The following is a 10527-nucleotide window of genomic DNA, read 5'->3' as shown; positions in this document are numbered from 1 at the left end:
CACCGGCGCTACGGGAACCACCGGCGCCACAGGAGGCACGGGTGCTACAGGAATCACTGGCGCCACAGGAGGAACCGGCGCTACGGGAATTACTGGCGCTACAGGAGGCACGGGTGCCACAGGAATTACCGGTGCCACAGGAGGCACGGGTGCCACAGGAATTACCGGTGCCACAGGAGGCACGGGTGCCACAGGAATCACTGGCGCTACAGGGGCTACAGGTACACTTTCAACAGCTTCGGCTGCTGCTGCTAATAGTACTACTCAAACGGTAGCAAATAACGATAATTTTTCTATAGTTGGAAATCAATTCTTAAATAATGTAACCTTTACAACTCCTGATACCTTCACAGTTCAAGTTGCAGGAAATTATTATGTGACAGGTTTGGTTGCGCCTAGCGCTACTCAAGCTGGTCCAACAAACATAGGAGTAGTTTTAAATAATACAACAACCGCTATTTCAACTGGAAGAAATGACGGTTTGGCCACTGGTCAACAAGTAGTATCAATAGGTTTCACAGGCCAGATTCCTGCGGGAACGACTTTCTCTATAAGAAATCTTAGTGGGCAGTCCATTACATGTAGCCTAGTACGTTTAGTACTTTTTAGGGTCAACTAAAGCTTAACCATAGCCTCCCTTTTTATAATGGGGGGCTATATGTCATTGAGGTTAAAGAAGTTTGAAGTTGTATGGAATGACGTTAGTACATAACATAGATATAGAATTTGCAATAAATAGTGTAAGGTGATTTTTAAATCTGTACAAGAAGGTAAATATAGATCCATTGAATGCTTTATTAACACCAGTGAAATAAGGATTCTATAATTTAATGGATCCACTTTTATACTCTTTTCACAGAAGTTAAAAGTGGATCCATTATTATTTTGGAAGGCAAAAGTGGATCCATAATGAACGACTATTAAATCAAAATAAAGATAAGAACCAGCAAAGGTTTCTTCTCCTAGTAAACCAAGTGTAAACACCATGGAAATAGAAGTTAAAAAAGGATTCATCGGCTTTCATATTTAATGTCATAGAAAAAGAAGCATCCGCAAATCTGGCTGGAGTTGAAGTGGTAGGGAGGCTTTTAAACGCTTAGCAATTCCTCATTGAATTATACTCAAACTGTAATCTCATACGAATTTTTAGGAATCTTATTCATAAACGTGCTCATCTCCCCTATGGAGAAAAGATGAAGCTCGTGCATAGCCCTCGTGCATGCAGTATAAAAGAGTTTCCTTTCAAATCCTCTTCCATATTTTACATTAGAAGCATCGTATATGATTACAGCATCAAATTCGATTCCCTTTGCTAAATAAGTAGGGAGAATTAAGATACCTTTTTGATAGGAAGTCGTACTTTGTTCAATCATCTTGATATCCATTTGCTTACTCAATTGCTCATAGGATTCCTTGCATTCTTTTCCCGTTTTACATATCACAGCGATTGTTTCATAGTTTGCTGACTGCAGTTGACGAATCTTCTGTGTTATTCGAGATTGAAGGGTGTCTAGATCCTCTACCTTCGTAAAAGTAGGTTTCTGACCATCTCTGTTAAAAACTTCAATAATTTCTCCTTCTTCTAAAATTCCCTTTGTAAATTCAACGATTTGACGAGTTGAACGGTAACTTTTCGTTAACTCTACTCTCTCAAAATTTTCTTTTACATATAATTCGCTTGATAGTAAGGTTGGTGCATTTAGAGTATGGGCATAAATCGCTTGATTAAAATCACCTAGAATCGTCATTCGGCAATAAGGAAAAAGCTGCTTAAGAACAAAAAACTGAAAGGGTGAATAATCCTGTGCTTCATCAATTAATAAATGGCGTATTCTTGTGTTTATTCTCTTTCCCTCAAGTTTATCTTGGAGATACAAATAAGGCGCTGCATCTTCATACGACATTTCTTTTCTTTGTAGCTTTTTTAATGTGGATGAACAAATTTCTTTCCAACTTTCAGGAAGAGTACCATTAAGCTTTTGGAGGATGTTGTCTTTCTGTTTAAACAGTTGACAGTAAATCGCCGCTACATTAATAAACTTTAGTTTCTTTACAGCTGTTCGTATTGGTTTAAAGTGTTTTTTGACAATCATTTTAGCTATTTTTTTTTGCTCCTGTTCAAAATCATCGAACGTATTTTCAGAAAATCTGCCTTCCTTAAGTAGCTCACTATAAACTTTTGTATACTCTTCAAGATCTAACAGATCACTCTCTTCTATTACCCAATCTTTGGTTCTTTCCAATTTTTCTTTCTTTCCTAACTCTTTTAGAAGCCATTCCTTTACTAACTGCATACGATTTGGAATGGAGATAGATGCATCCAGTGAATAAAAATAGCTTTTAATTTGTTCAGCTCTAATCAACATTTCTCCTCGGAAAGAAATATTTTTAAAGATAAGCTCTTCACTCGAGAGAACAACAACATAGGAATCAATCAAAGCTTTAAAATCGCTACTCGCTTTATACCGTATTCCTTTTCTTCTTGCAGGATACTCTTTATGTTCCTGACATGTAAGCATATATTCCATTTGCGCAAACGGATGTTCAACATCAAATTGTTTTCCAAGACGTTTCTCCACATATTCTTGGAATGTGAGCTGCTGCATATTGTCCTCCCCTAAATCAGGGAGGACAGAAGCAATGTAGCGATTAAATAAAGAATTAGGGGAAAAAAGCATAATATTTTCAGCCGTGATCTCATTCTGATAGTGATACAGCAAATAAGCAACTCTTTGAAGAGCTGCAGAAGTTTTCCCGCTTCCAGCAACCCCTTGTACAACTAAATACTTGCTTTTCACGTTACGAATAATCTGATTTTGTTCTTTCTGAATGGTAGCAACAATGCTTTTCATATTGGTACTCGCGTTATTGCCAAGTACTTCTTTCAAAAGTTCATCGCCAATGGTAACATCCGTATCAAACATCGTTTTGATTTGCCCATCTCTCGTGATAAACTGACGCTTTAACTCTATTACTCCTTGAATTATCCCTTCTACTGTTTCGTATTGGGCTGATCCTGGAGAGTAATCATAATAAATACTGGAAATAGGGGCTCTCCAATCATAAATAAGAAATGTTTCCTCATTTTCATCCATTAAACTCGCAACTCCGAGGTACACGTTATTTGTTGTCTCCTTACCATTTTCGAGAAAATCAACTCGGGCGAAATATGGAGAATCTTTTAATCGAGTTAAGGTCTTCCTCTGCTTATCTAGTTGACGGTGCGTTCTTTCCCTCTCGGACAGCATCTCCGCCTGCTGTCTAATGCTTGATAAGGTTTCACTAGCATCTTCAGGATTATCTAGATTTATTTTCACATCATCCCAAAAGGTTTTCTTTAGATGAATGACATCTTTCTTTAATCCACCAGAATCATGATCCAATTTAACCACTTTTTTTCAATTTCTCTTAAAACAGTACGAATGCGCTCCTCTTCATACTTTCGCACTTGGTTTTCATTCGTCATCTCTTCACACTCCCTAAAGATGTTAAGTAAATAAATAATACATCATTGACCGACCGACGGTCAATGATGTATCTTTAAAAGACAATTATAAGCCTCAAGGGGGGAGTTCCATGAAAAGAATTGTCAAAAAACCCGAAGAAAGAAGAACCGAGATTATTTCCGTCGCAAAAGATTTGTTTTCATCTAATGGGTACGAGAATACTACGATTAGCGATATTATTAAAAAAATCGGAGTTGCAAAAGGCACTTTTTATCATTATTTCAAGTCAAAAGATGAAATTGCGGACGCAGTAATTCAAGACTCTATTGATTCAAGTGTTCAATTGTTTAAACAAATTAATAATAACTCCGATTTAAAAGCAATAGAGAAGTTTATAAATATTATTCAGTTTTTTTCACAGGAAACATCAAATCATTTCAGTGATGGATTAATGACTCATTTACATCACAAAGATAACGTTCTTCTACATCAGAAAATGAAAGTTTGCATGATAAAAGAATATGTACCAATTATTTCATCTATTTTGAAGCAAGGAGTAGAAGAAGGTGTATTTCACACGGATTTTCCAGATGAAATTACGGAATTCTTATTAGTCGGACTCCATTTTATGCTTGATCCAAGCCTTTTCTCATTGACTCACGAACAGCTCATTGCCAAACTAGATGCGATTGACGAGATTTATGAAAAACTATTAGGTGCTCCAAAAGGTAGCTTTCCTTCAATAAAACAATATTTCGAAAAGTTGTATTGAGTTTGTTAAAGCGTTTAAGGTTACGAAATAAAACAGAAAGAATTCGATAAATATGTGCACTGTTCATTAAATCATCAATTTATGAACACATAGCAATTAAATATTTTTCCGCCTTTATAATTGACAAAATTTTTTATTTGTGCTATAATTTACTTTTATTTTTTTCAGTTATATAATAGGGTTCTCCTGGCCAGGGGGAACCCTATTTTTTTGTTCTAAAATAAAGGAGTGTGTTTGTATGAAGAAAAATGAGTCAAGTGTAACTTCGTTAATATCAGCTTTTGGCAGATCCTATCATAGTCAATTTGATGATACCCCTAAAATCTTTAATGATTATTTAGCTAAAGACTTAATTTCTGTAAAAGAATTTAATGACATCAAAGAGAATATGGTTCAAGGCATACATTTCTTCAACAAAGATATCGCACAAAAATTCGAGGGAAATACAGAAGAAATATTAAAATGGATTACACAAGTACAACTTTCTCCAATAACCTTATCACGTGCTGCGTATTGCGAAAAAGTATTGCTTAATGAGGTAGCGTTAGGATTAAGACAATATGTCATACTTGGCGCTGGATTAGATACTTTTAGTTTACGACATCCAGAATTGGAAAACAGCTTAGAAATATTCGAAATTGATCATCCCACTACACAGGAATTTAAAAAGCAAAGATTGGACGAGGCTAAATTAAAAATCCCAAGTAATCTTCATTTTGTTTCAATGGACTTCACCAAAAATCTGTCCTATCAAAACCTAATAGGTAAAGGATTTGATAACAAAAAGACATTCTTTAGTCTTTTAGGTGTTTCTTACTATTTAACGAAAGAGGAAGTTTCAAGCTTAATAGATTATTTATTCACCAAGGTTCCATCAGGAAGTTCGATCGTTTTTGATTATGCAGACGAGAAACTATTCGAAGAAAAAGGAACCTCTAATAGAGTTGAAAATATGTTGAAAATGGCTTCAATGGGCGGGGAACCAATGAGATCATGTTTTTCTTACTTTGAAATTGAGAAGATGTTAGAGAAATCCGGTTTATTAATTTACGAACACCTATCACCGGCTCAAATTCATGAACTTTATTTTAAGAATCGTAACGATTACTTATCTGCTTTTGAAACGATTCATTACATTCATGCGATAAAAAAATAAAACATATTAAAGATACTTAATACACTGATATCTAATATGGGCGAAAGGTAGAGCTTCTGCCCAAATAATTTGAATTCTGTCATACTTTTTCAAAGATGGACGCCCCTTTTTCTTTGATTTGAGGGCGTCTACTCCTTGTGTTTCCATAACATGCTGCCAGTTTCAAAGCGTGGTATCAGAAGGTAAATTAAAGAGTGCAGCTGTTTCCAAGATAGACGTCCCATGTTCACTCATATAGTGAAGTACGTCTAGTTTATATTGGACTGGATAATTTGTATATGACATGGAGTAGATCTGAAAGGGGATTCTTGAAGAATCCTCGTGCTTGATGGAAAGCCTAGCTCATACACAGCAAGAGAACAATATGATTCTGTTATGTGCGAGAGGGATCACCGTTCATAAATGCACAAACTGCTCAGACGATTATAGGGGGTGGGAAGGGCAGTTAGATCAGGTAGTGACCACTGTGCTGTATTCATTTTAGACATTCATCAGAAAATCGTGAATTCTTTAATTCGACATACTAGAGAAGAGGCATTAACAGAAATTTCTGAAGCAGTAAAAGCTTGTTTAAGTAGTGTGCATGAAGACGATGACCGGGAAAACATATCTTCTTATTGTTAAAATAAAGCCGACATGATTCTCCTATTGTTATGTAGTCGTAACGCTATACGGTGACGTGGCTGATCTCCTTCTCATGTTAGAGGTTTTTGATTTTTGATATTGCATACAAAAAGGGAGTTGGAGATGGATAAGAGGGAGTGTACAACAATGGATCCACATTTACCTTCTAGTACATAAAGCACATTGTTCTATCTAAGTCTAAAGGAGAGATTATTTTTGAATGACAGTAGAAGGGAAGATATCCAACAAACAGGGCGTGAGTTACCTCTTGATACTTTTTTAAATGTTAGTAGTGACACAGCTGCTGATATTGCAAAGGAATCTATAACAAACATGACAGGTATTCTTTTTAGACGTGATTTTGTAGAATTTTTCTTAGAGTCAGAACAACCAGTCAGTGAACAGGAGATTTAATAAATTTGTGTTTTGCTCTTAAATTTTGTAGGAATCATGGTAACAAGTATCACTGGCTAACAGTTATGAAAAAGAACAAATTAAATTACACGTAGGGAAAGTTGAAGATTTATGCACAGTAATAAACAATGGATCCATTTTAATTCGAGGACAGGAAGGGGGTTCAGAATGGACCCTTATTCATGTCCCTGTACACAACTGTATATGTACAACGAAGTAAACATAGATCCTTTATATGCGTTGTCAACACTAGTTAAATGAGTACTTTATCTTTTAATGGATCCACTTTTATGTTCCCTTTACAGGAAGTAAAAGTGGATCCATTATTATTTAGGGAAGTAAACATAGATTCATTCTGAACGACTGAACCACTACTACTGAGATATTCTGAATATTTTTAGTAAGGTATTGCATAGAAATTTTGCAGAAAGTGACCTAGCGAGATTTTCCCCTTTATACATGCTTGAAAAGATGGTCGAATGAAGAAAGGCAATTTTTCACTGGAGGGATTTAGAATCTAAAGTTAGAATAAAGCTATCAGAAAGGTACGGAAAGGAGCTTTTTTATGACTGATAAATCTACTTCCCAAACTTTACGCAGAGGTCTGCATATTCTAGACCTTTTTCATAAAGTAAATAAAGAATTGACTGTAAAAGAAATAACAGAAAAAATGGGCATATCAACTACTGTTACTTTTCGTTTAGTAAATACTTTAATGGAATGCGGCTATCTCACCAAGAATACATCAACCGTAAAAATAAGACTTGGGTTAAATGCTTATAAATTAGGAATTTATGCAGATCCCTTCCCAGAGCTTCGTGAAATTGCGATGCCCTTTATAGAAGATATTGCTCAAAAAACGAAAGAAACCGTCAGTTTAAATATCATGGATCCATTGACGAAAGAGGGCGTATGTATTGCTTCTATTGAAAGCCCCCATGATGTTAAATTTTCAAGACCTATCGGATTAAGCAAACCTATTCATAATGGAGCATCTAGAAAGGTATTACTTGCGTTCATGGACCATAAGCAGCAAGAACTGATGATCCGAAGATTGTCGTCCAAATATGAGATAGAGATCGATAGACTAAAAGTAGATTTAGATCAAATAAAAACTAAGGGGTTTGCCTATACAGAAGGAGAAGTAAATGAAGGCGCGCTAAATGTCGCTGTGCCTATTTTGTCTCAAGAAGGACACATTCTTGCGGGTCTCTCTATACATTGCCCTACTTATCGAAAAAAAGATGACACTGTTGAGTACTTTGCTCAACTTGCCAAAGAAGCAGCACTGAAGATAGAACGTCATTTAGAAAAAACAGAGGCTGCACCCTCTTAACGGATGTGCAATATGACGAATTATTTTTTAATATGATAATATGAATATCTTTTTTATAGAAACTCCCTCTATTTACTTACTGGCATCAGTAATTCGAGGGAGTTTCTTATTTTTTCAAAAAATAAAATCAAAACAAATAAACAGAATTATCAAACTTCTTTTTAAACACCATCTATTCTCTGTCCATGCACGATACAATTTATCCTCAGCATTCCCTTTACATTTGTTATGTCCAATGATGCCTTTTATTTCGGTGTCGTGCCAATCTTTGCAAGTACTGCTCAAGCTTACGGAATTGAAGAAATAGAAATTGTGCGAACAGTCGTTTTGACACAAGCCGCCCACTTCTTATTGCCACTGGTACCCGCTACTATTCTATTAACAGGCATGCTCAAGCTGAATATTGCCGAATACGTACGTTTCACCCTTAAATGGTCCATACTCACATGTTTAGTTCTCATGTCTATTGCATGGCTGACAGGTGCTATCATGACCAGCTAACAGAATATAAAAAGAAAAAAAGCCTTGAGAATTAGGCTTTTTTCAGTTTCTCCATGGTAGAAAACAAGAAGGTTCATTTTTTATTTATTTCTATTTCCGATCCCCGAGAATACATATCCGCGACGGTTTTTAAAAAACCCTTCAAAGCACGTGTTTTATATCGACCTTTCTTCACAACAATGCGAACTTTCCAGGGAATATTATGAAGAGAATGATTCTAAAAATGAATGATTCCTAATTCTATTGATGTTTTAATTGGGCCATTAAAGTAAAGCTGTCGATAAACTCGGCAGCTTTTTTATTGGGTGTTGGCTTTGAATTAGAAGATGATTTAAAAAAACTCAGCTTGATATTTTTTGTTTTTTCTAATAATTGATTGACTGAAAGCGCTTTTAACATTATGATGTATCTACAGTTAACCAAAAGTTACTCACAAAAAACACTAAACAACCAATTGTTAACCATTTGTATGTTCGTAAGTTTTAAAATCTATATGCGGTTTTAGAAATTTTGCACATTTTTTGTTTGTCAACATCACTTCACCTCAATAATGCTACAATAATTGATTTTAAATTGATAAGGAGATTAAGAAAAATGTATATTCATTCCGAATTAATACCAATGAAGACGATGATCTTTGAGGCAAGAAATACCGGCTATGCTGTCGGCCAATTTAACATCAATGGGCTTCAATGGGCAAAAGCCATCTTACAGGCAGCTGAAGAAGAAGAATCACCGATTATTTTAGCTGCGTCTGACAGACTCATAGAATTTCTAGGTGGGTTTCGAACAATTGTAGGGATGGTAAAAGGATTAGTCGAAGACATGGCGGTCACAGTTCCGGTTGCTCTTCATTTAGATCATGGAATGAGTGTTGAAAGGTGTAAAGCTGCAATTGATGCAGGCTTTAGCTCAGTCATGTTTGATGGTTCACGGCTTCCTATTGAGAAAAATATAGAAATGACAAAAAAAGTTGTAGAGTATGCCAAATCGAAAGGAGTGTCTGTTGAGGCAGAAGTCGGTACTGTTGGCGGGATGGAAGATGGACTGATTGGAAATGTGAACTACGCAGATCCGATTGAGTGTATTCGATTGGTTGAAGAAACAAATGTAGACGCTTTGGCAGCAGCACTTGGATCAGTCCATGGACCATATCAAGGGGAGCCAAAATTAGGTTTTAAAGAAATGGAGTACATATCCAAAAAAGTTGGGATTCCACTCGTACTTCATGGGGGATCAGGCATTCCTGTACCACTTATTCAAAAAGCCATTACACTTGGTCATGCAAAAATAAATGTGAATACAGAATGTACACAAGCATGGTCGGCTGTTACTCGTGACATATTCATGAAAAATAAGGAGACTTATGATCCACAAATGCTCTTAACGCCAGGCCAGCAAGCGATTAAGAGCGTTGTAAAAGAAAAAATAAGGGAGTTTGGCTCTCAGCAGAGAGTACACAGTCAAATACAACGTTAATCTAGTGTTAAAAAGGAAGAGAATCATGCTAAAAAACAAAAGGCTTGAAAGAATAAAACAATATGTCATTGAACATCAATGCGTGTCTCTTGATGACTTAATGACCACGTTTGAAGTATCGAAAAATACCATTCGAAGAGATGTACAAAAATTAGTCGAACAAGGTCATTTTCATAAAGTTTATGGAGGTGTTGCTTTTAAACTCGCTCGCTTAGAATCTTTTGATGATAGACAAATCAAAAACCAAACAGCAAAACAGTCGATTGCTAAAGTGGCAGCCAGTATGGTGAAAGATGGAGATACTATTTTTATAGACTCAGGGACAACTACACTGGAAATGATCCATTACATCCACCAAAAAACGCTTACGATTGTCACTAATAATGTGGACTTTATCTCCCAAGCAATGCCATTCCATAATTTAACGATACTTTCGACAGGTGGTTTTTTAGAAAGAAAAACGAAATCCTTTTCTGACCATTCCATCTCTAGGGTAATAGACCAATACAATTTTGATCAAGTATTCATGGCATCAACTGGTGTTTCCATCACAAATGGTGTGACAAACTCTTCTCCAGTTGAAAGCAGCATGAAAGAAATCGTTGTCAAAAAAGGGGGAGACGTTTTTCTTTTAGTCGATCATACAAAATTTGATAAACAAGCGATGGTGACATATTGCAAATTAGATGCTGTCAATTATGTGATCACCGATAAACAATTAAGTGAAAATTATCAAACATGGATGAAAACAAACAACGTGAAATTAATTGTGACGGATTAGATGAAAACATGATCTTGT

8 protein-coding genes and 2 pseudogenes are annotated in these 10527 nt (G+C 35.9%); 8 read left to right on the top strand and 2 right to left on the bottom strand.

Annotation, left to right across the window (positions count from 1 at the left end; all coding sequences use genetic code 11):
• Positions 1 to 619, top strand: a pseudogene (locus tag AKG37_RS19135) (exosporium leader peptide-containing protein); the annotation flags it as partial.
• 502 nt (positions 620 to 1121) lie between these two features.
• Here AKG37_RS19135 and helD read toward each other — a convergent pair.
• A complete protein-coding gene (gene helD / locus AKG37_RS04850) occupies positions 1122 to 3383 on the bottom strand; it encodes an RNA polymerase recycling motor HelD (RefSeq protein WP_338021070.1) in 2262 nt (753 codons plus the stop codon).
• 193 nt (positions 3384 to 3576) lie between these two features.
• Between helD and AKG37_RS04845 the strand changes: the two genes are divergently transcribed.
• Complete coding sequence (locus AKG37_RS04845; RefSeq protein ID WP_060697829.1) at positions 3577 to 4218, top strand: TetR/AcrR family transcriptional regulator; 642 nt, start codon at positions 3577 to 3579, stop codon at positions 4216 to 4218.
• Positions 4219 to 4456: 238 nt separating this feature from the next.
• Positions 4457 to 5374, top strand: a complete 918-nt coding sequence (locus tag AKG37_RS04840; RefSeq protein ID WP_060697828.1) for a class I SAM-dependent methyltransferase — start codon at positions 4457 to 4459, stop codon at positions 5372 to 5374.
• Positions 5375 to 5461: 87 nt separating this feature from the next.
• On the opposite strand, the pseudogene AKG37_RS19130 reads toward AKG37_RS04840, so the two are convergent.
• Positions 5462 to 5653 (bottom strand): annotated as a pseudogene (locus tag AKG37_RS19130) (helix-turn-helix domain-containing protein); the annotation flags it as partial.
• Positions 5654 to 6214: 561 nt separating this feature from the next.
• Between AKG37_RS19130 and AKG37_RS04835 the strand changes: the two are divergent.
• The 5 genes from AKG37_RS04835 (at position 6215) to AKG37_RS04820 (ending at position 10509) form a co-directional block, all read left to right on the top strand.
• On the top strand, positions 6215 to 6412 hold the full coding sequence (locus tag AKG37_RS04835; RefSeq protein WP_060697827.1) for a hypothetical protein: 198 nt from the start codon (positions 6215 to 6217) through the stop codon (positions 6410 to 6412).
• A 565-nt stretch (positions 6413 to 6977) separates the two neighbouring features.
• On the top strand, positions 6978 to 7748 hold the full coding sequence (locus tag AKG37_RS04830) for an IclR family transcriptional regulator (RefSeq protein ID WP_060697826.1): 771 nt from the start codon (positions 6978 to 6980) through the stop codon (positions 7746 to 7748).
• 312 nt (positions 7749 to 8060) lie between these two features.
• Positions 8061 to 8249, top strand: coding sequence for a hypothetical protein (locus AKG37_RS18800; protein WP_204375867.1), 189 nt, complete (start codon positions 8061 to 8063; stop codon positions 8247 to 8249).
• Positions 8250 to 8843: 594 nt separating this feature from the next.
• Positions 8844 to 9728: a class II fructose-1,6-bisphosphate aldolase gene (gene fba, locus AKG37_RS04825; protein ID WP_060697825.1), complete on the top strand. Its 885-nt coding sequence runs from the start codon at positions 8844 to 8846 to the stop codon at positions 9726 to 9728.
• 25 nt (positions 9729 to 9753) lie between these two features.
• Complete coding sequence (locus AKG37_RS04820) at positions 9754 to 10509, top strand: DeoR/GlpR family DNA-binding transcription regulator (RefSeq protein ID WP_060697824.1); 756 nt, start codon at positions 9754 to 9756, stop codon at positions 10507 to 10509.
• The last annotated feature ends 18 nt before the right edge of the window (positions 10510 to 10527 follow it).

Source organism: Bacillus australimaris (assembly GCF_001307105.1).
GTDB classification, from domain to species: domain Bacteria; phylum Bacillota; class Bacilli; order Bacillales; family Bacillaceae; genus Bacillus; species Bacillus australimaris.
The sequence above is the reverse complement of the archived record's forward strand: the minus strand, read 5'-3'. Positions and strand labels throughout refer to the sequence as shown.

Coding starts and splice junctions, on each gene's coding strand:
- fba (WP_060697825.1), top strand. CDS start 8,844: ATGTATATTCATTCCGAATTAATACCAATGAAGACGATGATCTTTGAG.
- AKG37_RS04845 (WP_060697829.1), top strand. CDS start 3,577: ATGAAAAGAATTGTCAAAAAACCCGAAGAAAGAAGAACCGAGATTATT.
- AKG37_RS04820 (WP_060697824.1), top strand. CDS start 9,754: ATGCTAAAAAACAAAAGGCTTGAAAGAATAAAACAATATGTCATTGAA.
- AKG37_RS04840 (WP_060697828.1), top strand. CDS start 4,457: ATGAAGAAAAATGAGTCAAGTGTAACTTCGTTAATATCAGCTTTTGGC.
- AKG37_RS04830 (WP_060697826.1), top strand. CDS start 6,978: ATGACTGATAAATCTACTTCCCAAACTTTACGCAGAGGTCTGCATATT.